At 71.4% G+C, this 22,784-nt stretch carries 25 protein-coding genes; 13 read left to right on the top strand and 12 right to left on the bottom strand.

Annotation, left to right across the window (positions count from 1 at the left end):
- Positions 1 to 10: 10 nt before the first annotated feature.
- Together ABFJ78_RS27965 and ABFJ78_RS27960 are read left to right on the top strand one after the other, a co-directional pair.
- Positions 11 to 766: an MBL fold metallo-hydrolase gene (locus ABFJ78_RS27965; RefSeq protein WP_436389577.1), complete on the top strand. Its 756-nt coding sequence runs from the start codon at positions 11 to 13 to the stop codon at positions 764 to 766.
- A gap of 571 nt (positions 767 to 1,337) precedes the next feature.
- Positions 1,338 to 1,514 carry a hypothetical protein gene (locus tag ABFJ78_RS27960; protein ID WP_436389576.1) on the top strand — a complete coding sequence of 59 codons (177 nt, stop codon included), beginning with the start codon at positions 1,338 to 1,340 and terminating at the stop codon, positions 1,512 to 1,514.
- Here ABFJ78_RS27960 and alc read toward each other — a convergent pair.
- Both alc and allB read right to left on the bottom strand, forming a co-directional pair.
- Positions 1,511 to 2,524: an allantoicase gene (gene alc, locus ABFJ78_RS27955; protein ID WP_436389575.1), complete on the bottom strand. Its 1,014-nt coding sequence runs from the start codon at positions 2,522 to 2,524 to the stop codon at positions 1,511 to 1,513. The genes ABFJ78_RS27960 and alc overlap by 4 nt on opposite strands.
- A 1-nt stretch (position 2,525) precedes the next feature.
- Entirely contained in the window at positions 2,526 to 3,854 is a 1,329-nt protein-coding gene (gene allB, locus ABFJ78_RS27950; protein WP_436389574.1) for an allantoinase AllB, read from the bottom strand.
- A gap of 131 nt (positions 3,855 to 3,985) precedes the next feature.
- Here allB and ABFJ78_RS27945 point away from each other — a divergent pair, with 131 nt between their 5' ends.
- The 6 genes from ABFJ78_RS27945 to ABFJ78_RS27920 all read left to right on the top strand — a co-directional run bounded on the left by ABFJ78_RS27945 (position 3,986) and on the right by ABFJ78_RS27920 (position 8,716).
- Positions 3,986 to 4,474: a helix-turn-helix domain-containing protein gene (locus ABFJ78_RS27945; RefSeq protein WP_436389573.1), complete on the top strand. Its 489-nt coding sequence runs from the start codon at positions 3,986 to 3,988 to the stop codon at positions 4,472 to 4,474.
- Between the two features lie 79 nt (positions 4,475 to 4,553).
- Positions 4,554 to 5,033 carry a 2-oxo-4-hydroxy-4-carboxy-5-ureidoimidazoline decarboxylase gene (gene uraD, locus ABFJ78_RS27940; RefSeq protein ID WP_436389572.1) on the top strand — a complete coding sequence of 160 codons (480 nt, stop codon included), beginning with the start codon at positions 4,554 to 4,556 and terminating at the stop codon, positions 5,031 to 5,033.
- Positions 5,030 to 5,347: a hydroxyisourate hydrolase gene (gene uraH, locus ABFJ78_RS27935; protein WP_436389571.1), complete on the top strand. Its 318-nt coding sequence runs from the start codon at positions 5,030 to 5,032 to the stop codon at positions 5,345 to 5,347. Before uraD ends, uraH begins: the two co-directional genes overlap by 4 nt.
- 3 nt (positions 5,348 to 5,350) lie before the next feature.
- Entirely contained in the window at positions 5,351 to 6,232 is an 882-nt protein-coding gene (pucL, locus tag ABFJ78_RS27930; RefSeq protein ID WP_436389570.1) for a factor-independent urate hydroxylase, read from the top strand.
- Between the two features lie 227 nt (positions 6,233 to 6,459).
- Complete coding sequence (locus tag ABFJ78_RS27925) at positions 6,460 to 7,044, top strand: TetR/AcrR family transcriptional regulator (RefSeq protein ID WP_436389569.1); 585 nt, start codon at positions 6,460 to 6,462, stop codon at positions 7,042 to 7,044.
- A gap of 103 nt (positions 7,045 to 7,147) precedes the next feature.
- On the top strand, positions 7,148 to 8,716 hold the full coding sequence (locus ABFJ78_RS27920) for a glycoside hydrolase family 27 protein (RefSeq protein ID WP_436389568.1): 1,569 nt from the start codon (positions 7,148 to 7,150) through the stop codon (positions 8,714 to 8,716).
- On the opposite strand, the gene pucD is transcribed toward ABFJ78_RS27920, so the two are convergent.
- From pucD to ABFJ78_RS27900, 4 genes are read right to left on the bottom strand one after another with little or no spacing between them, the layout of a single operon-like run.
- Entirely contained in the window at positions 8,709 to 10,967 is a 2,259-nt protein-coding gene (gene pucD / locus ABFJ78_RS27915) for a xanthine dehydrogenase subunit D (protein WP_436389567.1), read from the bottom strand. The two genes, ABFJ78_RS27920 and pucD, sit on opposite strands and share 8 nt — an antisense overlap.
- Positions 10,964 to 12,304, bottom strand: coding sequence for an 8-oxoguanine deaminase (locus ABFJ78_RS27910; protein ID WP_436389566.1), 1,341 nt, complete (start codon positions 12,302 to 12,304; stop codon positions 10,964 to 10,966). The genes pucD and ABFJ78_RS27910 overlap by 4 nt, the downstream gene beginning before the upstream one ends.
- Positions 12,301 to 12,768: a (2Fe-2S)-binding protein gene (locus ABFJ78_RS27905; RefSeq protein WP_086679939.1), complete on the bottom strand. Its 468-nt coding sequence runs from the start codon at positions 12,766 to 12,768 to the stop codon at positions 12,301 to 12,303. Before ABFJ78_RS27905 ends, ABFJ78_RS27910 begins: the two co-directional genes overlap by 4 nt.
- Positions 12,759 to 13,622, bottom strand: a complete 864-nt coding sequence (locus ABFJ78_RS27900; RefSeq protein ID WP_436389565.1) for an FAD binding domain-containing protein — start codon at positions 13,620 to 13,622, stop codon at positions 12,759 to 12,761. The genes ABFJ78_RS27905 and ABFJ78_RS27900 overlap by 10 nt, the downstream gene beginning before the upstream one ends.
- A 121-nt stretch (positions 13,623 to 13,743) precedes the next feature.
- Here ABFJ78_RS27900 and ABFJ78_RS27895 point away from each other — a divergent pair, with 121 nt between their 5' ends.
- Positions 13,744 to 15,066: a PucR family transcriptional regulator gene (locus ABFJ78_RS27895; RefSeq protein ID WP_436389564.1), complete on the top strand. Its 1,323-nt coding sequence runs from the start codon at positions 13,744 to 13,746 to the stop codon at positions 15,064 to 15,066.
- A 1-nt stretch (position 15,067) separates the two neighbouring features.
- Complete coding sequence (locus ABFJ78_RS27890) at positions 15,068 to 15,550, top strand: MarR family winged helix-turn-helix transcriptional regulator (protein ID WP_436389563.1); 483 nt, start codon at positions 15,068 to 15,070, stop codon at positions 15,548 to 15,550.
- Here the strand turns inward: ABFJ78_RS27890 and ABFJ78_RS27885 are convergent.
- Positions 15,547 to 15,870 (bottom strand): DoxX family protein, encoded by a 324-nt coding sequence (locus ABFJ78_RS27885; protein ID WP_436389562.1) that lies wholly within the window; start codon positions 15,868 to 15,870, stop codon positions 15,547 to 15,549. The two genes, ABFJ78_RS27890 and ABFJ78_RS27885, sit on opposite strands and share 4 nt — an antisense overlap.
- 34 nt (positions 15,871 to 15,904) lie before the next feature.
- Entirely contained in the window at positions 15,905 to 16,126 is a 222-nt protein-coding gene (locus tag ABFJ78_RS27880; protein ID WP_436389561.1) for a hypothetical protein, read from the bottom strand.
- Between the two features lie 239 nt (positions 16,127 to 16,365).
- Here ABFJ78_RS27880 and ABFJ78_RS27875 point away from each other — a divergent pair, with 239 nt between their 5' ends.
- Positions 16,366 to 16,686, top strand: a complete 321-nt coding sequence (locus ABFJ78_RS27875) for a hypothetical protein (RefSeq protein ID WP_436389560.1) — start codon at positions 16,366 to 16,368, stop codon at positions 16,684 to 16,686.
- 30 nt (positions 16,687 to 16,716) lie between these two features.
- Here ABFJ78_RS27875 and ABFJ78_RS27870 read toward each other — a convergent pair whose 3' ends face one another.
- Both ABFJ78_RS27870 and aceB read right to left on the bottom strand, forming a co-directional pair.
- Positions 16,717 to 17,904 (bottom strand): DUF6986 family protein, encoded by a 1,188-nt coding sequence (locus ABFJ78_RS27870; RefSeq protein ID WP_436389559.1) that lies wholly within the window; start codon positions 17,902 to 17,904, stop codon positions 16,717 to 16,719.
- Positions 17,904 to 19,481 carry a malate synthase A gene (aceB, locus tag ABFJ78_RS27865; protein WP_436389558.1) on the bottom strand — a complete coding sequence of 526 codons (1,578 nt, stop codon included), beginning with the start codon at positions 19,479 to 19,481 and terminating at the stop codon, positions 17,904 to 17,906. Before aceB ends, ABFJ78_RS27870 begins: the two co-directional genes overlap by 1 nt.
- A gap of 113 nt (positions 19,482 to 19,594) precedes the next feature.
- On the opposite strand from aceB, the gene ABFJ78_RS27860 reads away from it, so the two are divergent.
- Positions 19,595 to 20,371 (top strand): IclR family transcriptional regulator, encoded by a 777-nt coding sequence (locus ABFJ78_RS27860; protein WP_436389557.1) that lies wholly within the window; start codon positions 19,595 to 19,597, stop codon positions 20,369 to 20,371.
- On the opposite strand, the gene ABFJ78_RS27855 is transcribed toward ABFJ78_RS27860, so the two are convergent.
- Complete coding sequence (locus ABFJ78_RS27855; RefSeq protein WP_436389556.1) at positions 20,368 to 20,868, bottom strand: GNAT family N-acetyltransferase; 501 nt, start codon at positions 20,866 to 20,868, stop codon at positions 20,368 to 20,370. The genes ABFJ78_RS27860 and ABFJ78_RS27855 overlap by 4 nt on opposite strands.
- A 147-nt stretch (positions 20,869 to 21,015) precedes the next feature.
- Here ABFJ78_RS27855 and ABFJ78_RS27850 point away from each other — a divergent pair, with 147 nt between their 5' ends.
- On the top strand, positions 21,016 to 21,468 hold the full coding sequence (locus ABFJ78_RS27850) for a hypothetical protein (RefSeq protein WP_436389555.1): 453 nt from the start codon (positions 21,016 to 21,018) through the stop codon (positions 21,466 to 21,468).
- Here the strand turns inward: ABFJ78_RS27850 and ftsY are convergent.
- Positions 21,465 to 22,745, bottom strand: coding sequence for a signal recognition particle-docking protein FtsY (gene ftsY / locus ABFJ78_RS27845; RefSeq protein ID WP_436389554.1), 1,281 nt, complete (start codon positions 22,743 to 22,745; stop codon positions 21,465 to 21,467). The genes ABFJ78_RS27850 and ftsY overlap by 4 nt on opposite strands.
- Between the last annotated feature and the right edge of the window lie 39 nt (positions 22,746 to 22,784).

Below are 22,784 nucleotides of genomic sequence, written 5' to 3'. Positions count from 1 at the left end.
GGCCCCGGGTATGACCGAGAAACTGGGGATCACCTTGTCCGGCGGCCCGACCGCGCTCCTGGAGCTGGGTGGCGTGCGGCTGCTCACCGACCCGACCTTCGACGCGCCCGGCGACCACCCCGTCGGCAACCGCGTGCTGGTCAAGACCGAGGACTCCGTGCTGACCGAAGAAGCGGTCGGCGTGGTGGACGCGGTCCTGCTGTCCCACGACCAGCACCCGGACAACCTGGACGACCGCGGCCGGGCCTACCTCGGGACGGTGCCGCTGACCCTGGTCACGCCGAGCGGAGCCGAACGGCTCGGCGGGACCGCACAGGGCTTGAAGCCATGGGAGGAGACGCATGTCGGACCACTGACGGTCACGGCCGTCCCGGCGCTCCACGGCCCGGAGGGCGCCGAGCAGACGACCGGCGAGGTCACCGGCTTCGTGCTGAGCGGCACCGGCCTGCCGACGGTGTACGTGAGCGGGGACAACGCGTCGGTCGTGCTGGTGCGGGAGATCGCGTCGCGGTTCAGCATCGACATCGCGGTGCTGTTCGCCGGCGCAGCACGGACAAAGTTCTTCGACGGCGCTCCCCTGACGCTGACCAGCGCGAACGCAGTCGAGGCGGCAAAGGTGCTCAACGCGGCGAAGGTGGTACCGCTGCACTTCCGCGGCTGGCAGCACTTCAGCGAGGGGCCGGACGTGCTGAGCAAGGAGTTCGAGTCGGCCGGCCTCACCGACCGGCTGGTGCTGCTCGAGCCAGGGCAGCGCGCAGAGGTCTGAGGACCGGCAAGAAGTTGCCGAGGGGCGGGCGGGGCGGGGCGGGGCGGGGACGAGTGGCCACTCCGGCGTCGGCTAGGCGCAACCCCTGGCAGACGACTCGCCGGCGAAGCCACACGGCATCGGTCTGGCCTCGCCTGTGGCGACTGCCCGCACCGCCGCCCAGCGAGGCGCAAGCCTTGCAGGCGACGAGCGGGCGCGCGGCTGTCCGGCGCACATCCGCGGGAGCAAGCGGACGCCGCCGCCTGGCGGCGGACAGCGGCAGCACCGCCGCAGTTCCGGCGGCGGCCCTGCGGCTGGGCGGCCGGTGCGGCGGCGGACCTGCCGGCTGGGCCGCCCGGTGCGGCGGCGGACCTGCGACTAGGCCGCCCGGTCCGGCAGCGGACCTGCGACTAGGCCGATCAGTCCAGCAGCGGACCTGCGACTGAGCCGGCCAGCCCGGCAGCGGACCTGCGACTGGGCCGCCCGGTCCGGCGGCGGCACAGCCGTGGTCTGGCGCCGGCCCGGTGCAAGCCCCACCACAAGGCGCATGGGCCCGCCGCGACCCCGCACCCGCCCATGAGAGGCTGATGGCATGGCCAAACCGACCCCGCTGCAGTTCCGGAACATCCTCGTCGCCGTGCTGGCGGCGGCGGGCTTCGTCTGGAGCGTCGTGGTCGGGCTCCAGTGGTGGGTCAGCGCCATCATCGGCTGCGCCTGCGTGCTCTCGCTGGCCTCCGCCTACCTCAACCGGCCCGGCGCGAACAACTAGCGCGTCTTGGCGTAGCGGGCCTTCAGGTTCGTCCGGCCCGCTTCGGTGAGCCGGCCGAACAGGCGCAACCGCGCCAGTCCGCCGTCCGGGTAGATGTCCAAACGGGCCTCCGTCACCTCCGGCCCGTCCTTCAACGCGAAGCGGTGGCGGGTGTCCGGCTGCAGACGGGTCTTCGGCAGCAGACTGACCCACTCGCCGTAGGTGTCGCGGCCGCTCACCGATGCCCAGCCCGGGGCGTTGCCCTTGAGATTGCTCGTGTCCAGCTCGGCGAACCGGACGATGCCCGCGCCCGCGAGGCGGAGCGTCACCCAGTCGTTTCCGTCGTCGCGGCGGCGGGCCGTCTCCCAGCCCTCTGCCTGGTGCGCCGCCAGTCCGGGCGAGAGCAGGTTGTTCGGCGATGAGTAGAACTTGTTGCTGCAGCCCGTCACCACGGCGCCGTTCTCCAACGCCGCGAGGTCGAGCGCGTCCAAGTCGAGCAGGTCCGGGTCCGGGATCGGCCTGCCGTGGACGCGCAGGCGCGCCACGCCGCCGTCCGGGTGCTGCGTCAACCGCACGTGCGTGTAGCGGCGTGAACCGTTGACCGCGTAGAAGTTCTCCGTGTGGCCGGCCGCCGGAGCGTGGTCGACCAGGACGTCCCAGTCCGCCGACTGCAGCTCCGCCGCCGACGGATAACCCGGCACCGACGCCGCCTCGACCGAGACGAATGGCGGGTAGTTGCCCTTGAAGAACGCCGTGTCGACGATGACGCCGGTGACCGTGCCGGCCAAGCCGAGCCTGACCAGAGCCTGGTCGTCGCCCGGTTCGCGGTGGCGGCGGGTCTCCCAGCCGTCGTAGACCTGGCCCTTGGGTCCGAACGTCTCGGCGCGGTGCGCCGGCGTCCACGGGTTGACCAGGTTCTCCTTCTCGGCGAACAGTTCGTCGGTCGCCCACATCACCGTCCCGCCGAAGCGGCGTGACGCGAGGTCGGGTAGCTCGGTCCATTCAGGACGGTCGGACACGGCAGCCTCCATTTCAGCAGTCCCCCCGGTTCAGCAACGCGCCGCGTGGCTCGTCGCCCGTGATCTCGGTGCCCCGCAACCACGTCGAGCGCACGACGCCGGCGAGCGGCCGCCGGTCGTACGCGCTGACCGGGTTGCGGTGCTTCAGTTTCGCGACGTCGACGACGAACGCCTCGTCCGGCGCGAACACGCAGAAGTCGGCGTCGTACCCGGCCGCCAGGTGACCCTTGCGGCGCATCCCGGCCTGCGCCGCCGGACGCTCGGCCATCCAGCGGACGACGTCGGTGAGCGCGAACCCGCGTTGCCGCGCCTGGGTCCAGATCGCCGGCAGGCCCAGCTGCAGGCTCGAAATCCCGCCCCAGGCGAGCCCGAAGTCGCCGCTGTCGAAGCGTTTCAGCTCCGGCGTGCACGGCGAATGATCACTCACGACGGTGTCGATCACGCCGTCGGCGAGCCCCTGCCACAGCAGCTCGCGGTTGGCCGCCTCCCGGATCGGCGGGCAGCACTTGAACTGCGTCGCGCCGTCGCGGATCTCCTCGGCGATGAAACTGAGGTAGTGCGGGCAGGTTTCGGCCGTCAGCGCGACGCCGTCACGGCGCGCCGAAGCGACCAGCGGCAGCGCCTCGGCCGACGAAAGGTGCAGGATGTGCGCTCGCGCGTGGTGACGGCGGGCTGCCTCGATGACGTGCGAAATCGCGAGGTTTTCCGCCGCCGGCGGCCGAGACCGCAAGAAGTCGACATAGCGACCGCCGTGCGGCTCCGGCGCTTCGTCGATCTCGTGCGCGTCTTCCGCGTGGACGATCATCAACGCGTCGAAGGAACTCAGCTCGCGCAACGCTTCGTCGAGCCCCGCCGGGTCGAGCGGCGGGAACTCGTCGACGCCCGAGTGCAGCAGGAAGCACTTGAAGCCGAACACGCCGGCTTCGTGCAGGGCGCGCAGATCGCCGACGTTGCCGGGGATCGCGCCGCCCCAGAAGCCGACGTCCACGTGCACCCGTCCGGTCGCCGCCTTGCGCTTGACTTCCAGCGCCGCGACGTCGACCGTCGGGGGCAGGCTGTTCAGCGGCATGTCCACGATCGTGGTCACGCCACCCGCGGCGGCCGCGCGCGTCGCCGTCTCGAAGCCCTCCCACTCCGCGCGGCCCGGATCGTTGACGTGAACGTGCGTGTCGACGAGTCCCGGCAGGAGCACGACGTCGTCGCCGAGAACCAGTTCGCGGTCGCCGGACAGCGAAGCCCCGCCGGGTTCGACCGCGACGATCCGGCCGCCGTCGACGCCGAGGGTCGCCGGAACCTCGCCCTCGGCCGTGACGGCTCGGGCCGCGCGCACCACAAGATCCATCCGAAAACCCTTCTCCGGGAGGATTGAACCACCGCCGATTTCACAGTACGGAAAGGCGGTTTCGCACAACGACAGTAACCACGGCGCGCGCCGCTCGTCAACGACGGACGCGGCGCGTTACGGTCATCCTCGTGCGGCTTGAAGCGGAGTTCACCAGCGAACCGTTCCGCGGCGAGGGTTCGCCGCCCGACCACGCCGTCGCCGCGCGCGACGCCGCCGCGGAAGCGGGGCTGGACACCGACTTCGGCCCGCTCGGGACGCTCGCCCGGGGCGAAGCGAAGGAGCTCTACGACGCGCTCCCGGCGATCGCGCAGGCAGCGCTCGACGCGGGCGCGACGCAGGTGACGCTGCAGGTGCGCCGAGCCGAGCCAGGACGCGCCGAAGCGGGCGAAAAGCCGGCCGTGGGACTGAACGACGCGCTGGCCCGGCTTATCGCCGACGTCGAGCGGGAACTCGGAGCCAAACTCGGCGAGCTCGACCGGCCGGGCAAGCAGCGAGCCGTGCGGCTACTGCGCGAACGAGGGGCCTTCGGCCTGCGGAAATCCGTGTCTTCGGTGGCCGACGCGCTGGGCGTCACGCGCTTCACCGTCTACAACTACCTGAACCGGGAAGCCGACTGACCAGCGGTTTCAACAAAATGTTGACGGAACTCCGGCGCCGACGTACGGTCAGCGGGACGCCACTCACGAGGAGTTCCCCGTGCCGCTCACCCTCACCGACTTCAACACCGCCGACGCCGATGACGTACGGCCGGCGCTGACCGCCTGCCTCGCCGTCCCCCGCTGGGTGGACGTGATCCTCGAGCACCGGCCGTATGCCGACGTCGACGCGCTCACGGCCGCCGCCGACCTGCCGTTGACCACCGACGAGATCCGCCAGGCCATGGCCGCCCACCCGCGGATCGGCGAGAAACCGCAGCAAAAGGGCACCGAGAGCGAATGGTCGCGCAGCGAACAGTCCGGAGTGGACAATGCCGACGCCTTCGCCGCCGCGAATGCCGAGTACGAAGCCAAGTTCGGCCACGTCTACCTCGTCTGCGCCAGTGGCCGCAGCGGCGACGAGCTGCTGAAGATCCTCAACGCCAGGCTGGACAACGATCCCGCGACCGAACTGGCCGTCGCCGGGCGGGAACTCCTCAAGATCGCCGAACTCCGACTCGCGAAAGCGGTGACCGCGTGAGCCTCGTGACCACCCACGTCCTCGACACGGCGAAAGGTCGCCCCGCAACGGGGATCGCCGTCCGGTTCGAAACCGCCGAGGGGAAGCCGATCGCCGACGGGCGCACCGACGACGACGGCCGCATCCGCGACCTCGGCCCGGAAACCCTCGACCCCGGCGTTTACCGCCTGGTCTTCGACACCGGCGCCTACCTGGGCCCGGACGCCTTCTTCCCGGAGGTGGCGCTCACCTTCCGGATCGCCGACGGCACCGCGCACCACCACGTGCCGCTCCTGCTCAGCCCGTTCGCCTATTCGACCTACCGAGGGAGCTGAACCGTGGCCATCACCCTGGGCCCCAACCAGTACGGCAAGGCGGAGGTCCGCCTGGTGACGGTGCGCCGCGACGGCCCCGTGCACCACCTCAAGGACCTCACCGTGTCGACGTCGCTGCGGGGCGAGCTCGCCGCGACGCACCTCACCGGTGACAACGCCGGCGTGCTCGCGACCGACACGCAGAAGAACACCGTGTACGCCTTCGCGAAGGAGGCGCCGGTCGGCGAGATCGAGGACTTCGGCCTGCGCCTGGCGCGGCACTTCACCGGCACGCAGGGCAACATCACGGGCGCGCGGATCAAGATCGACGAGCACGGCTGGGACCGGATTCCCGTCGGCGGCGAGCCGCACGACCACGCGTTCAGCCGTTCGGGCGACGAACGGCGCACGACGGCGGTGACGGTTCACGACGGCCGCGCGTGGGTCGTGTCCGGCATCGACGGCTTGACGCTGCTGAAGTCCACGGGTTCGGAGTTCCACGGCTTCCCGCGCGACCAGTACACGACGCTCGCCGAGACCGACGACCGCATCCTCGCGACCGCCGTGACGGCGCGGTGGCGATACCAGGGCGAGGACATCGACTGGGCGGAAAGCCACCGCGAGATCCGGCGGCTGATGCTGGAGACGTTCGCGACGAAGCACAGCCTTTCGCTGCAGCAGACGTTGTACGCGATGGGCGAGGCGGTGCTGGAGGCGCGGCCGGAAGTGGCGGAAGTCCGGCTGTCGCTGCCGAACAAGCACCACTTCCTGGTGGACCTGAGCCCGTTCGGGCTGAAGAACGACAACGAGGTGTTCTACGCGGCGGACCGGCCGTACGGCCTGATCGAGGGAACGATCCTGCGCGACGACGCCGAGGACCCCGGCCCGGCCTGGGACATCCACTAACGGGTGCCGGAAGCAGGCCCGCCGCCCCCAACGCAGCCCCCGCCCTCTCCGGGGGACCGGCCCCGCATCCAGTGTATCGGGGACCACCGACGAAACCCGCGAAAAGCCGGGGTGGACGCCGGCTTGTCCACATCACGACCAGGCTGTGGACAAGCCGGTACGGAAGCACGAGCCGAGGGAGGCGGCGATTCGGTAGAACGCTCTAACGAGCGCGTATCCTCGATCCCGTGGCAGGGACCAAAGAACGCATCATGGCCGCCGGCGCGGAGCTGTTCCGGCGCAACGGCTACACCGGCACCGGGCTGAAGCAGATCGTCTCGGAAGCGAACGCCCCCTTCGGCTCGCTCTACCACTTCTTCCCCGGCGGCAAGGAGCAGCTCGGCACGGAAGTCATCCGGACCTCCGGGCTCGCCTACATCGAGCTCTTCGACCTCTTCATCGCGCCCGCTCCCGACCTGATCAGCGGGATCGAAGCCTTCTTCGCCGCCGGGATCGCGACCCTCGAAGCCACCGACTATGTCGAAGGCTGCCCGATCGCGACCGTTGCCCTGGAGGTCGCCTCCACCAACGAACCGCTGCGGCAGGCCACCGCCGAGGTCTTCACCGCCTGGATCGAGGCCGGCACCGAGAAGTTCGCCCGGTTCGGCCTCAGCACCGAAGCAGCGCGGACCCTCACCATCACCGCCGTCAACAACCTCGAAGGCGCCTTCGTCCTCTGCCGCTCGCTGCGGGACACCGAGGCCATGGCCGTCGCGGGGGCGGCCACCGTGGACGTCGCCCGACGGCTACTCGACGAGAACCCACAACTTTAGTCGGGAATCCAACACGAATACTCAAAATGGCTCTTGACCGCGCAGGACTCGACACCGATGCTGCGAGCAGTGGTCCAGACAACGCCGTCCGGTTGGAGCCGCCATGCGCCGAGTCTTCGCCGTCCTTGCCGCCGTCCTCGCGGGCGCCGCACTCAGCAGCCCGCCCGCGCACGCCCTCGAAAACGGGCTTCTCCGCACGCCCCCGATGGGGTGGAACACCTGGAACACCTTCGAGTGCGACATCAACGAAACGCTCGTCAAGCAGACCACCGACCTCATGGTCAGCTCCGGGATGCGCGACCGCGGCTACACCTACGTCAACCTCGACGACTGCTGGATGACCAGGACGCGGGACGGCAACGGCAACCTCGTCGCCGACTCCGCCAAGTTTCCCAGTGGCCTGAAGGCCCTCGGCGACTACATCCACGCCCGCGGCATGAAGTTCGGCATCTACGAGAGCGCCGGCTCCGAAACCTGCCAGCACTACCCCGGGAGCCTCGGCCACGAGCAGGCCGACGCGAACCTCTTCGCGAGCTGGGGCGTCGACTACCTCAAGTACGACAACTGCGGCAGCCCCGCCGGCGAAACGCAGCAGGACTACATCCGCCGCTACTCCGCGATGCGCGACGCGCTCAAGGCCACCGGCCGCCCGATCGCCTACAGCATCTGCGAATGGGGGAACTTCAGCCCCGCGACGTGGGCGCCGGACGTCGGCAACCTGTGGCGCACCACCGGTGACATCACCAACAACTGGGGCAGCATCGACTCGATCTACCGCCAGAACGTCGGCCTCGCCTCGGCCGCGAAGCCCGGCGCCTGGAACGACCCCGACATGCTCGAAGTCGGCGACGGCATGGACTTCCAGGAGGACCGCGCCCACTTCACGCTCTGGGCCGCGATGGCCGCGCCGCTGATCGCCGGCGCCGACCTGCGCTCCGCCAGCGTCGCCACCTTCTCCACCTACCTCAACGCCGACGTCATCGCCGTCGACCAGGACCCGCTCGGCAAGCAGGCGACGCGCATCGCCTCGGCGAACGGCCTGGACGTGCTCAAGAAGCCGCTGCAGAACGGCGACGTCGCTGTCGTGCTGTTCAACGAGAACGGCACCACGAAGACCGTCTCGACGACCGCCGCCGCGGCCGGGCTGCCCGCCGCGTCGACCTACCGGCTGACCAACCTGTGGTCCAAGGAGCAGACCACGAGCACCGGCGCGATCAGCGCGGACGTCCCGTCGCACGGCACCGTCGTCTACCGCGTCAAGGCGAACGCGAGCGGCAGCAGCACCGCGCAAGCACTCCAGGGCGCGTCGTCGTCCCGCTGCATCGACATCAACGGAAACCTCACCACGCCCGGCACCAAGGTCGACATCTGGGACTGCGACGGCGGCCCCAACCAGTCTTGGACGTTCACCAGCGCGGGCGAGCTGAAGGCGAACGGCCTCTGCCTCGACGCCGACGGCGGCAGCTCCACCGCCGGGACGAAGCTCATCGTCTGGACCTGTCACGGCGGCGCGAACCAGAAGTTCAAGCTCAACCCGGACGGTTCGATCACCCAGGCCGGGCTGTGCGTCGACGTCACCGGCGGCGACAAGCCCGCCGGCAACGTCAACGGCGTCCAGCTCGAACTCTGGGGCTGCAACGACGACGCCAACCAGAACTGGCAGCTCAAGTAGCGGTCAGGTGCTCCGGCCGGACCGGGACGCGGGTGAGCGCGAGCCCGGTCGCGGCCCGGATCGCGGCCACGATCGCCGGGGTCGACGAGATCGTCGGCGGCTCGCCGACCCCGCGCAGGCCGTACGGCGCGTGCGGGTCCGGGCGCTCCAGGACGTCGATGCTCATCGGCGGCATGTCCAGGACCGTCGGGATCAGGTAGTCGGTGAAGGAGGGGTTCCGGATCTTCCCGCCGGAGGTCTGGATCTCCTCCATCACCGCGAGCCCGAGCCCCTGCGCCGAACCGCCCTGGATCTGGCCCACCACGGCCTGGGGGTTCAGCGCCTTGCCGACGTCCTGCGCGCAGTCCAGCGCGACCACCTTGACCAGGCCCAGTTCCGTGTCGACGTCGACGACCGCCCGGTGCGCGGCGAACGCGTACTGCACGTGCGCGGTGCCCTGCCCGGTCTCCGGATCCAGCGCAGAAGTCGGCCGGTGCCGCCATTCCACGGTTTCGTCGTGGACGTCGTCGCCGAGGACGTCCACCAGGTCCGCGAGCACCTGGCCGTCGGCCGCTACGAGCTTGCCGCCGACCACGCGCACCCGCCGGTCGAACCGGGACAGCAGCCGCGCCCGCACCGCGACGCACGCGGCCTGGACCGCGCCGCCGGTGACGTAGGTCTGGCGCGACGCCGACGTCGAGCCGCCGTTGCCGATCGAGGTGTCCATCGGCAGCACCGTCACCTGGTCGACGCCCAGCTCGGTCCGCACGATCTGCTGCATGATCGTCACCAGGCCCTGGCCGACCTCGCAGGCCGCGGTGTGCACGGTCGCGGCCGGTTCGCCCCCGACCAGCTGCAGGCGCACGCGGGCCGTCGAGTAGTCGTCGAAGCCTTCGGAGAAGCAGACGTTCTTGATCCCGACGGCGTACCCGACCCCGCGGACGACGCCTTCGCCGTGCGTCGTGTTGGACACCCCGCCCGGCATGTGCCGCAGGTCGAACGGCCGGTCCGGCGGCAGCGGCATCTCCCGGACGCGGGTCAGCAATTCCGCGACGGGCGCGGAAGAGTCGACCACCTGGCCGGTCGGCATCAGATCGCCTTCGCTGATGGCGTTGCGGACGCGGATCTCGACCGGGTCCAGCCCACACGCGAGAGCGAGCTTGTCCATCTGCGACTCGTACCCGAACGCCGCCTGCACCGCGCCGAAGCCGCGCATCGCGCCGCACGGCGGGTTGTTCGTGTACGTGCCCCAGCAGTCCACCGATACACTGTCCACTTTGTACGGGCCGACGCCGAGCGTGGCGGCGTTCGCGACCACTGCGCCCGTCGAGGACGCGTACGCGCCGCCGTCGAGGTACAGGCGCGTACGCACGTACACGAGACGCCCGTCGCGGGTGGCGCCGTGCTCGTAGTACATCTTCGCCGGGTGGCGGTGGACGTGGCCGTAGAAGGACTCTTCGCGGTTGTAGACCATCTTCACCGGCTTGCCGGTGTGCAGCGCGAGGAGACACGCGTGGACCTGCATCGACAGGTCCTCGCGGCCGCCGAACGCGCCGCCGACACCGCCGAGCGTCAGCCGCACCTTCTCGACCGGCAATCCCAAAGCGGCGACGATCTGCTGCTGGTCGACGTGCAGCCACTGCGTCGCGACGTACAGGTCGACGCCGCCTTCGGTGTCCGGCACCGCGAGCCCGGACTCGGGGCCGAGGAACGCCTGGTCCTGCATGCCGACCTCGTAGACGCCCGAGACGACGACGTCGGCGGCGAGATCTTGCGGACCGCGGCGGATCTTCACGTGCCGGACGACGTTGCCGCCGTCGTGCAGCGAAGGCCCTTCGCCCGCGACGGCCGCTTCGGAGTCCGTCACCGGTGAGAGCTCTTCGTACGAAACGACGATCCGCTTCATCGCCCGGCGCGCGGTCTCCGGGTGGTCGGCGGCGACGAGCGCGACCGGTTCCCCCTGGTAGCGGACGACGTCGGACGCGAGCACCGGCTGGTCGGCGTGCTCGAGCCCGTACCGGTTCACGCCGGGGACGTCCTCGTGCGTCAGCACCGCGTAGACGCCCGGCACCGCCAGGGCTTCGGCGATGTCGATGCCGGTGATCCGCGCGTACGGGTGCGGGCTGCGCAGCGTCACGCCCCACACCATGTCCTCGTGCCACAGGTCCGAGGAGTAGGCGAACTCGCCGCGCACCTTCACCGTGCCGTCGGGGCGGCGCGGTGACGCGCCGACGCCGTTCGCGGTCTGCGTGGTGACGGAAGTGGTGGTCATCTGCCCTCCCTCAACCGGGCGCTCGCGGCCGACAGCTCACGGGCGATCTCGGACTCGTCGGCTTCGCGCAGCGTGCCGTCCTCGACGACGGCCTTGCCGCCGACGAACAGCCGCCGCAGCGGCGGGGTGGTGCCGAGCACCAGCGCCGCGACCGGGTCGGTGATGCCCGCGTAGTTCAGCCCGGTGAGGTCCCAGACGGCCAGGTCGGCGAGCTTCCCCGGTGCGATCGAGCCCAGGTCGTCCGCGCGGCCGAGGCAGCGGGCGCCGCCCATCGTGCCCATCCACAGCGCTTCCCGCGTCGTCAGCCCGCGGGGCCCACCGCGCTGGCGCGCCTGGAGCAACGCCTGGTGCAGCTCTTCGCCGAGGCCGCCGGATTCGTTGGACGCGGCGCCGTCGGCCCCGAGACCGACCGGGACTCCGGCGTCGAGCAGGTCGCGGACCGGGGCGATGCCGGCGCCGATCCGGCCGTTGGACGTCGGGCAGTGCGCCGAGCCCGTGCCGGTCGCGCCGAAGCGGCGGATCGCCTCGGGCGCGAGGTGGATGGTGTGGGCGAGCCAGACGTCGTCGGCGAGCCAGCCGAGCTTGTCGGCGTACTCGGCGGGCGTGCACCCGACTTCGGCGAGGCACTGCTTCTCCTCGTCGAGGGTCTCGGCGAGGTGCGTGTGCAGGCGGACGCCCTTGCGGCGAGCCAGCTCGGCCGCGCCGGACATCAGCCGCTCGGTGACCGAAAACGGCGAGCACGGGCCCGCGGCGATCTGCAGGTGCGCCTCGGGCGAGGGGTCGTGGAAGCGGTCGATCGCCGCTTCGGTGCCGGTCAGCGCGTCCTCGGTCGGCTCGACGAGGTTGTCCGGCGGCAGGCCGCCGTCGGACTCGCCGCGGTCCATCGACCCGCGCACGACGTGCAGCCGGACGCCGATCCGCTGGCGGGCCGCGGCCAGCGCCGCGACCTGGTCGCCGCCGTCGCGCGGGAAGACGTAGTGATGGTCGGCGACGGTGGTGCAGCCGGTCAGCGCGAGCCGCGCCATCCCGGCCGTGCCCGCGGCGTGCGTGATCTCGTCGTCGAGGCGGCCCCAGACCGGGTACAGCGCCACCAGCCACTCGAAGAGCGTGTGGTCGGCGGCCATGCCGCGGGTCGCCCACTGGTAGAGGTGGTGGTGGGTGTTGATCAGGCCCGGCGTGACCAGGCAGCCTTCGGCCTCGACGCGCTCGTCGAACTCGCCGGTGTAGACGCCTTCGCCGACTTCGGCGATCCGGTCGTTCTCGACCACGACGTGGCCGCTCGCGTACTCCTCACCGGTGACCGTCGCGATCGCCGCGTTCGCGATGAGCGTCCTCACGCGACACCTCCCTTGGCGACGGCCCGCACCGCGTCGAGGATCTTTTCGTAGCCGGTGCAGCGGCAGAGGTTGCCCGCCAGCGCCTCGCGGATCTCCTCGTCGGACGGATCGGGGACGCGGTTCAGCAGGTCGTGCGCGGCGACGACCAGGCCGGGGGTGCAGAAGCCGCACTGCACCGCGCCCGCGTCCACAAAGGACTGCTGGACCGGGTCGAGGGTGTCGCCGTCGGCCAGGCCCTCGACCGTGCGGACCACGCGGCCCTCGGCCTGCCCGGCCGCGACCAGGCAGGCGCACACCGGGACGTCGTCGAGGTAGACCGTGCAGGAGCCGCATTCGCCCTGCTCACAGGCGTTCTTCGAGCCCGGCAGGCCGAGCCGCTCGCGCAGGACGTACAGGAGGCTCTCGCCCTCCCACACGTCGTCCGCCTCGCGTTTCTCGCCGTTGATCGTCACATTCAAGCGCATGCGCGCTCCCCCGTCCGGTGTTCGTCCCAGGCCCAAGTCAACGTACGCCGCGCTAGTACCCCGAGCGCGTGCTTCCGATACGCGGCGCTGCCCCGGACGTCGTCGATCGGCGAAGTCGCTTCGGCCACCAGGTCGCCGAAGCGGCGCTTCAGCGAGTCGGGCAACGCGTCGGACGAGCCCCACGGCAGTTCGGCGGTCAGGAACTCCTCGGCTTCGCGGGCGTGGCGCGGGGTCGGGGCGGCGGACCCGATCGCCGCGCCGACCTGGCCGTCGCGCAGGGCGAGGGCGAACGAGCAGACCGCGATGACCATCGCGTTGCGCGTCCCGACCTTGGCGAACTGCTGCGGCCCGGCGTGCGCGGGCAGGTGGACGGCGGTGATCAGCTCGTCCGGCTCGAGGGCGTGGCGTTTCACCCCGACGTAGAACTCCTCCGCGCGGAGGAGCCGGCTCCCCCGGACGGAGGCCACCTCGATCCGCGCGTCGAGGGCGAGCAGCACCGGGTGGGTGTCACCGGCGGGCGACGCGGCACCGAGGTTGCCGCCGACCGTGCCCCGGTTGCGGATCTGCGGCGACCCGACCGTGCGCGACGCCATCGCCAGCGCCGGGACGGATTCACCCAGTTCGGCGATCACGCGGGTGTACGGGACGCCGGCGCCGAGGCGGATCGTGCCGTCCGATGTGGACCAGCCCGCCAGCTCGCCGACCCGGGTGAGGTCGAGCAGGGCTTCCGGGCGCCGGTGGTCGAAGTTCAGCTCGACCATGACGTCGGTGCCGCCGGCGATCGGCACGGCGCCGGGCCGCTCGGCCTTGGCGGCCAGAGCCTCGGCGAGCGTCGCGGGACGCAGGAACTCCACGGTTGCTCCTTCTCGAGGGCGATAGACCAGTAGACGCCGAACGGGCCCGGGGCGGCAACGGCACGGCGCATGAAACGCACAGGAGCGAAACCCGGTGCGGTTGTGCTTTCCTACAAGCCTGATGACGACCGTGAAAACTCTGCTGGGCCTCCCCGGTCTGCGGCTGCGCCCGCGAGCCGGGGCCGAGCTGCTCGACCGCCCGGTGACGCGCATCTACGTCACGGAGCTGCCCGACCCCGGACGGTACCTGTCGGCCGGTGAGCTGGTGCTTTCCGGCCTGCTCTGGTGGCGGCGCCCGGGTGACGCCGAGCCGTTCGTGGCCGCGCTGGCGCGCTCGGGGGCGGCGGCGCTGGCGGCGTCCGGCGCCGACTCGGGCGGCATCCCCGGCGACGTCGTCGAGGCCTGCGAGCGGCACCGGATCCCGCTGCTGGAGGTGCCCGCCGACCTGTCGTTCTCGGTGATCACCGAGCAGGTGGTGCTGGCGCTCGCCGCCGCGTCCGAGAGCGCGCGCAAACGTTTGCAGGCCGCCGCGGACGCCCCGGTCGAGACGCTGCTGGAGCGCGCGTCCGCGGAGTTCGGCCTGCCCTGCTGGGTGCTGTCGGGGCTCGGCCGGGTCGTCGCGGGGACGTCACCGCTGCCGGTGCCGGCGCCCGACGTCGTGCGGCGGTACGCGGCGAAGGAAGCCGGGTCGCTGACGGTGGTGCCGGTCGAGGGGCGCCACGCCGTGCCGTGGCTGGTCGCCGTCGGCGGGTCGCTGAGCACCGCGCAGGCGGAGCTGGCCGACGAACTGGCCGGGCTCGTGGGCGTCACGCGGGCGCGGTCGGTTCCGCCCGACGTCGAGGTGCCCGCTGAGGCGCACGTCGTCGCGTTGCGGACCGAAGGAAGCGACGAAAGCCGGGACGTCCTGCGGGAACTGCTCCCGGACGGACTGCTGCTCGAGTCCACTGGGGACACTTCGTACGCCGCTGTCGCGCGGTGGCCGGGCGCGGCCGAGCTGTCCACTGTGGAGCCGTTGCTGCGAGCGTCCCGGATCCTCTGCGGGGTGGGCGATTCCGCCCCGCGGGCCGAGGCTTCCGCGACGGCGCGGTTCGCGCTGGACGTGGCGGCCGGGCGGGCGGGACGGGTCGTGGCCGTCCAGGCGAGCGAGGTCGAGGCGCACCGGCTGCTGCTGGCCGGGACGCCCGACGGGCTGCGCGCGGCGTTGCGGCGCCGGGTGCTCGGGCCGCTGCTGGACTACGACGCCGAGCAGCACACGGACCTGGTGCACACGGTGCGGGTGTTCCTGGAGTGCTCGGGCTCGCCGACGCGGGCGGCGAAGGCGCTGCACGTCCACGTCAACACGTTGCGCTACCGCATCGGCCGGGCGGGCGAGCTGCTCGGGGCGGACCTGACGGAGTTCACCGACCAGCTCGACGTCTACCTCGCGTTGCGCATGGAGGAGTGAAGTGGAGATCACGTCGGCACAGCAGGCCGGCCACGACCCGCGGGTGGTCGCGTTCGGGCGGCTGCAGGGCGCGGCGAACCGGCTCGAGTACCTGCTCGGGCGCGCGCTGGAGCGGGAATGCGGGATCACGCACCTGATGTACGAGGTGCTGCTGATCGTCGGCCGCGCGGGTCCGGCCGGGCTGACGATGCGGTCGATCGCCCAGGAGCAGGTCCTGACCACCGGCGGCGCCACCCGGCTGGTCGACCGGATGTCGGCGCTGGGCTTGGTGACGCGCACGGTTTCGCCCGACGACCGCCGCGTCCAGCTGGTGCGGTTGACGTCGCTGGGCGAGGAGACGACGGTGCGGGCCAGCCGGGTGCACGTGGAGAACATCGAGCAGTTCTTCTTCAAGCCGTTGCCGCCGGAGCACCGGGAGCGGTTCGCGGAGGATCTGCGGATCTTGAGCCACTTCGCGCGGGACGCCCTGCCGCGGCTGCGTTAGAGCGTCGCGACCGCGAGGCCGAGGAAGAGCAGCGGGGCGGCGCCGGTGGCGAACTTGCGCGCTCGGACGTGGGCGATGATCGCGCCGAGGTAGAAGAGGATCAAGCCGATCGCCGCGGCTGTGCCCATCGGTTTGATTCCGGCCAGGCCGAGGGTGAGGCCGGCCGCGCCGGCGAGCTTGAGGGTGCCCAGCATGGGGAGCCAGGTCGGCGGGACGTCGACGGCCTGCGATGTGGCGAGGACGAACTTGGCCTTGGCCAGGTCGGCGACGCCGATCGCGGCGTTGAGGACGATCGCGGTGAGGGTGAGTGCGGTGTGCATGCCTTCCCGACGGGCGGGCAGCCGCGAAGGTGACCTACAGGAAGATCTTGACCAGCTGGTCGTGGCCGTCTTCGTCGCGGAGCAGGACTTGCTTGCCCGCTTTGAGTTCCGCGTCGATGAACTCGTAGACCTGGAGGGCGCGGTTGACGAGGTCGACCTTCTTCAGGCCGGTGCGGTCCTGGAGTCTCGCCAGCGCGTCGACCGCCTCGGCGACCAGCGCGACGTTGACCCGGCCTACTGGGCTGTCTTCGCTCACCACCTCATCATGGCAGATTCACCACCGAAAGCACACACTTTTCGCAGCGAATCGCTATTGCGCGCGACCGCCGGGCGCTCTACAGTCGGAAGCAGCGACGGAGCCCGTTTCATGCGAACGGGCCGGCGGCCGGTGGGCGCCCGGGGGGATGCCGATCGGTAGCCGGTCGCGGCACCGGCCGCGACCCGACGTGGTCCTGGTCCGGCTCGCCGGACAGGCCGGGAAGGAACGGGCACAGCATGAGTGCCGAAATCGAGCGCGCGGGCGTGCCCGCACCTCAAGGACCCGAGCCGGCGCGGGACGACGTCCCCAGCCGGTTCGCCCACCTCCGGATCGAGACGTCCGCGGTGAACGCCGAAGTGGCGGTGCCACCCGGCCAGACCCGTCGATTGCTCGGCACCATCCGGGAGGTGGGGGTCGTGCTCGGAGCCGCTCTGGGCCCGGCGTTGACGTTGACGGCGGCCCCGGCGGGGCTTCCGGCGTGGGCGGCGGGCGGGGCGATCGCGGGTCAGCTCGGCGTGCTGGCCTTCGTGGTCTTCCGCCGGCCGGCTCGTGAGTAGCGCGAGGGAGCACTCCGGCGGAGTGCTCCCTCAGCTCTCCCGGCGGGCGTACTTCTCCAGCTCCGGCCGCCCGAACGACAACTCGCCCTCGTCCAGCGCGCCGCAGTCCAGCCCGCGCAGCAGGTACACCGCCAAGGCCTGCGCGGTCGCCGGTTCGTCCAGCACTCCCCCGGCCTGCTTGTCCGCATACGCCCGCAGCCGCTCCACCGCCGCCGGGAACCCCTCGCGGTAAAACGTGTACGTCGCCGCGAAACGCGTCGGCAGCTGGTGCGGGTGCAGGTCCCAGCCCTGGTAGAACCCGCGCTCCAGCGACCGGCGGACCAGCCGCAGGTGCTCCGCCCACGCCGACGGCAGCGCGTCGCCGATCGGGAGGCGGTTCGTCGATCCGTCCGACAGCCGGACGCCCGTGCCCGCCGCCGAGACCTGCATCAGGCCCTTCGCCAGGTCCGCCGCCGGGTGCTCCATGCTCTGGTACGCCGCCGCGATGCCCAGTCCGGCGCTGTAGTCGTACGTCCCGTAGTGCAGCCCCGAGCACCGGCCCGACGCCGCCCGCACGATCCGCGGTACCGACAGCGTCCCGTCGAGGTCCACAATGGACTGGGATGTCTCGATCTGGACCTCGAACCGCAGCGTTCCCTCGGCGAGCTCGTACGCGGATTCCAGCCGCGACAACACTTCCGCGGCCACCGACACCTGCTCGATCGCCGTCACCTTCGGGAGCGTCACGACGAACCCCGTCGGCAGCGGCCCGTTTTCCAGCAGGGATCCCAAGAACAGGTCCAGCGTGCGGATCCCGCGCCGGCGCGTCGCCGCTTCGAAGCTCTTGAAGCGGATGCCCGAGAACGGTGTCCCGCCGGTCGTCGCCAACGTCTGGCCGGCCGCCCGCGCCGCCGCGTCTTCGACGTCGTCGGCGACGCGGCCGTAGCCGTCCTCGAAGTCGATGCGGAGGTCCTCGATCGGCTCGGTCAGTAGCTTCGCGCGGACGCGTTCGTACACGTCCGCGTCGACGCCGAGGAGGTCGCCGTGCTCGATGAACACGCGCATCGCCTGCTTGCCCCAGTCGGCGACCAGGCGCGTCTTGTACCGCGAAGCCGGGACGTACACGGTGTGCACCGGCTGCCGTCCCGGCCGCTCCCCCGGGTACGACGCCGCGACGCGCGCGTCGGCCTCGGCCAAGCGCGCGTCGGCGGCGTCGTAGACGTCGTCGGGAAGACGCACTACTTGATCCGCTCGTACGCGGGCAGCGTCAAGAAGTCCGGGAACTCGTCGGCCAGCGCGACCTGCTCGAACAGCTCGATCGCCGGCAGCAGCCGGTCGGCCGGGATCTCCCGGGCCAGCTCGCCGCGGACGTCCGCCAGCACTCCGCGCACCAGTTCCTTCGTCACGACGTCGCCGGTGTCCAGCGTGGTCCCGTTCTTGACCCACTGCCAGATCTGCGACCGCGAGATCTCCGCCGTGGCCGCGTCTTCCATCAGGTTGTGGATGGCCGCCGCCCCGTTGCCGCCCAGCCAGGACGCGATGTAGCGGACGCCGACGTCGACCGCGGCGCGCAGGCCGGCCGCCGTCGCGCCGCCCGGCGTCGAAGCGACGTCGAGCAGCTGGTCGGCGGTGACGCTGACCTCGTCGCGGGTGCGCTCGAGCTGGTTCGGCCGGTCGCCGAGGACCTTGTCGAACTCCTCCTTGCAGAGCTCGACCATGCCCGGGTGCGCGACCCAGGAGCCGTCGAAGCCGTCACCGGCCTCGCGCGACTTGTCCGCGTGCACCTTCTCGAAGGCACCCTTGTTGACCTCGGGGTCCTTGCTCGGGATGAACGCGGCCATGCCGCCGATCGCGAACGCGCCGCGCTTGTGGCACGTGCGCACGAGCAGCTCGGTGTAGGCGCGCATGAACGGCGCGGTCATGGTGACCGAGTTGCGGTCCGGCAGCACGAACTTCTCGCCCGCGTCGCGGAAGTACTTGATCACGCTGAACAGGTAGTCCCAGCGGCCGGCGTTGAGGCCCGAGGCGTGCTCGCGCAGCTCGTAGAGGATCTCCTCCATCTCGAACGCGGCCGGGATGGTCTCGATCAGCACGGTCGCGCGGACGGTGCCGTGCTCGATGCCGAGCGTCTTCTCCGCGTGGGTGAAGACGTCGTTCCAGAGCCGCGCTTCGAGGTGGCTCTCCATCTTCGGCAGGTAGAAGTACGGACCCTTGCCGCGCTTCAGCAGCTCCGCTGCGTTGTGGAAGAAGTACAGGCCGAAGTCGACGAGCGCGCCGACGGCCTCGCGGCCGCCGAAGGACAGGCCGCGCTCGGGCAGGTGCCAGCCGCGCGGGCGGACCACGATGGTGGCGTGCTCGACGTCGTCCTTCAGCGCGTAGCTCTTGCCGCCGCTCTCCAGCGTGATCGTCTCGCGGACCGCGTCGTACAGGTTGACCTGGCCGGACACGACGTTCGCCCAGTGCGGCGTGTTGGCGTCCTCGAGGTCGGCGAGCCAGACCTTCGCGCCGGAGTTGAGCGCGTTGATGGTCATCTTGCGGCTGGTCGGCCCGGTGATCTCGACGCGGCGGTCCCGCAGCGCCGGCGGGGCGCCGGCGACCTGCCAGTCGCCCTCGCGGATCTCCTTGGTCTCCGGCAGGAAGTCGAGCCTGCCGGTGGTCCGGGCCTCCTCGCGCCGCTTGCTCCGCGCCTGGAGCAGCTCGTCGCGGCGGGCGGCGAAGGCGTCGTGCAGGCCGGCGAGGAAGTCGAGCGCCTCCGTGGTGAGGATCTCGTCGCCGCGCTCGACCGGCTCGCCCAGCACCTGGACTTCAGAAGACATGGGGAAACACCTCGAAGGTTCGGAATCTTGGATAACGGCCCTACGGTTTTCTACCAGCCGGACTATAGTTTCTGCATAGCGGAACCTCAACGCCGACGTAAGGAGGGCCACCGGTGGCAGCGGAGAAGAACGGGCGCGACGGCGGCGTCCAGTCCCTGCAGCGCGCCTTCGAGCTGCTGGAACACCTCGCGGACACCGGCGGCGAAGCCAGCCTGTCCGAGCTGGCGACCCTGTCCGGGCTGCCGATGCCGACGATCCACCGGCTCATCCGCACCCTGGTCGACCTCGGGTACGTCCGGCAGAACACCAACCGCCGCTACGCGCTGGGCGCGCGCCTGATCCGGCTCGGCGAGAACGCGAGCATGCAGTTCGGCGCGTGGGCGCGGCCGTTGCTGGCGGAGCTGGTCGAGGAGGTCGGCGAGACGGCGAACCTGGCGGTCCTGGAGCGCGACGAAGTCGTGTACGTGTCCCAGGTGCCCTCGAAGCACTCGATGCGGATGTTCACCGAGGTCGGCCGGCGGCTGCTGCCACACGGCACCGGGGTGGGGAAGGCGATGCTGGCCCACCTGCCCGCATCGGAAGTGCGGGCGTTGCTTTCGCGGACGGGCATGCCCGCGTACACCGAGCACACGTTCACGGACCCGGACGCGCTGGCGGTCGAGCTTTCGCGGATCGCTTCGCAGGGGTACGCGCTGGACGAGGCCGAGCAGGAGCTGGGGGTCCGGTGCGTGGCGGTGGCGGTACCGGGCGCACCGGTCCCGGCAGCGGTTTCGGTGTCGGGCCCGTCGGGCCGGCTGACCGCCGAGGCGGTGGCGCACATCGCCCCGGCGGTGCAGCGGGTGGCCGACGCACTGGGCGCGAGCCTTTCTCAGTCGGCGGTGACGGTTTAGGCCAGCTCCCCCTCCAGCAGGTCCATCAGCAGGCCGTCGTGCCAGGTGCCGTCCGGCGCTCGCTCGTAGTTGCGCATCACGCCCACCGGGCGGAATCCCACCTTCGTGTACACCCGGATCGCCGCCTCGTTGGCGGCCGCCGGGTCGATGGTCAAGCGGTGGTGTCCCTGGTCGAACAAGTGGCGAGCCAGGGCACGCAACGCGTCCGTGCCGAAGCCGCGGCCGTGGAACTCCGGGTGCACCCCGATGTCGATGCCCGCGTGGCGGTACTGCGGGTCCAGTTCCTCGCAGCTCTGGATCAGCCCGACGACCACGCCGTCGCTTTCGATGACGTAGCAGGCGAAACCGTCCTCGACGGTGTACACGCCTTCGGTCTCGGTGTCCGGGTCGCCCCACCAGCGGGCGACCTCCGGAGTGCCGAGGATCTCGCGCACGCGGGCGCGGTCCCCGGCGGCGATGGGGCGCAGGACTACCCGATCGCCGGTGATGACAGTCATGATGGTTCCTTCCTCGTGTAGCGGACGACGGCTTCCGGGCGTCTGACACGAGGAGGGGCACGAGCGGACGTGCGTCAACCGGGCATACCGGGATTCTGCGCCGACGCGCGCCGCCCGTCACCTGGATTTCCGCCGGAGGGACCGCCGATGCAGCCGCAGCTCAGCTGGCTCGCCGCTTCGAACCTCGTCGACCGGCTCGTCGAGCGCGCCCTCGACGGCTCGCCGTCACCGCCGAAGTGGCCGCACCCGCCCCAGACGGCCGCGGGCACGGTCGAGATCACCGTCCGGCACCACTCGGCGGCGAAGGTCCGCACGCCGGTGGTGCTCACGCTGCAGGAGGAGGGCAGCCGCACCGGCACGGCGTTCTCGCTCGTCCTGGGGCACACGGCCCGCATCACCGTGCCCGGCGGCCGCTACTTCGGGGCGGCGATGGTGGTCGACCCGGCCCGCCGCACCCTGCAGGGCATCGGCTGGTCCCGGCTGACGGTGACGCCCCGCGGGACGTCTCCGTGCCTGATCCCGGCCGGCCGCCCGTCGGCGCCGGTGATCATGCAACTGGGGCTGCGGAAGCCGGACGGGACGCCGCTGTTCCGGCTCTAGCCCAGCAAGGCGTCCACGAACGCGCCCGGCTCGAACGGCGCCAGGTCGTCCGGCCCCTCGCCGAGCCCGACGAGCTTCACCGGCACGCCCAGCTCCTTCTGGACCTGGAACACGATGCCGCCCTTGGCGGTGCCGTCCAGCTTCGTCAGGACGATGCCCGTCACGTCGATCACCTCGGCGAACACCCGGGCCTGCATCAGCCCGTTCTGGCCCGTCGTCGCGTCCAGGACCAGCAGCACCTCGTCGACCTTCGCCTGCTTCTCCACGACGCGCTTGACCTTGCCCAGCTCGTCCATCAGGCCCGTCTTCGTGTGCAGGCGGCCCGCCGTGTCGACCAGGACCGCGTCGACGCCCGTGTCCACGCCGCGCTTGACCGCGTCGAACGCCACCGCCGCCGGGTCCGCGCCCTCCTTGCCGCGGACGACCTCCGCGCCCACGCGCTCGGCCCACGTCTGGAGCTGGTCGGCCGCCGCCGCGCGGAACGTGTCCGCCGCGCCCAGCACCACCGTCTTGTCCTGGGCCACCAGGACGCGGGCCAGCTTGCCCGTGGTCGTCGTCTTGCCCGTGCCGTTCACGCCCGCCACCAGGACCACCGCCGGCTGCTTCTTGCCGTCGACGATGTGCGGCAGCGCCCGCACCGCGCGCTCGCTGTCGGTCGACAGCTGCGCCGTCAGGACCTCGTGCAGCACCTCGCGCGCCTCGGCCGACGAGCGGATCGCGCGCCGGGACAGCTCGTCGCGCAGGCGGTCGACGATCTGGGTCGTCGTGGCCGCGCCCAGGTCGGCCATCAGCAGCGTGTCTTCGACGTCCTGCCAGGAGTCCTCGTCGAGGTCACCCGCACCGAGCAGGCCGAGCAGGCTCGTGCCGAACACCGAACGCGACTTCGACAGCCGGCCGCGCAGCCGCTCCATGCGGCCCGTCGCCGGCTCGATCTCCTCGGCAACGGGAGCGGCCGGCGCCTCTGAAGGCGCTTCGGGCAGCTTGACGTCGCGGACCGTGCGCTGCGGCGAATCACGCGGTACGGCGGCGTCGTCGCCGACCGCGGGCTGGCCGTCGGTCTCCGGCCGGTCTTCGACGGGGTGCTCGACCTCCGTGCCTCCGGGCGCGAGCGCGATGCCCCCGCTCGCCGCGTAGGAGCCGCCCTTCGGTTTCTCCTCGACCTCGCGCTTCGCGTCCAGGCTGATCCGGCGCTTGCGCGCGACCAGCAGGCCGGTCACCAGGATGGCGACCAGCACGACGACGGCGACGACTACGAACAGGAACCAGGTGCTCGACACCCGCCCATCCTTTCATCCGCACCGCACCGGCCCGGACAC

It is taken from the genome of Amycolatopsis sp. MEPSY49 (genome assembly GCF_051337345.1).
Lineage (GTDB): Bacteria > Actinomycetota > Actinomycetes > Mycobacteriales > Pseudonocardiaceae > Amycolatopsis.
This window is presented reverse-complemented; position numbering and strand designations above follow the sequence as displayed.